This is a genomic window from Ochrobactrum sp. C6C9 (genome assembly GCF_022627935.1).
GTDB lineage: Bacteria > Pseudomonadota > Alphaproteobacteria > Rhizobiales > Rhizobiaceae > Brucella > Brucella teleogrylli.
The window spans coordinates 1-260 of record NZ_JABXGB010000130.1; the positions used below are offsets into that span (position 1 = coordinate 1).

A 260-nucleotide genomic window follows, 5' to 3' on the forward strand; every position below is an offset into this window, starting at 1 on the left:
GTCCCCGCCTACCCGACGATGAACGAGATCTGGCTGCGACTGCTCGAGACCTACGGCCGCCCGGAGTAGCGGTGCGGAACCCCCTGCTCGACTCCCCCGTGTCCCGGGCGGGGTGGGCGTTCGCGACCGCGGTCGGCCTGGCCGTCGGCGTCCCGCTCTCCACCGGGAAGGTACGGGTCGTCGACGGGCTGATCGTGTGCACCGGGCTGCCGCGGTGGGTGTTCCGCCGCGGTGGCACCTGCGTGGGGTCGGTCTACCTC

At 73.1% G+C, this 260-nt stretch carries 1 protein-coding gene; it reads left to right on the forward strand.

The window, feature by feature from the left end; all coding sequences use genetic code 11:
• Positions 1–71 precede the first annotated feature (71 nt).
• On the forward strand, positions 72–260 hold a 189-nt coding region (locus HWD97_RS24370; RefSeq protein WP_371835826.1), incomplete at its 3' end, for a hypothetical protein.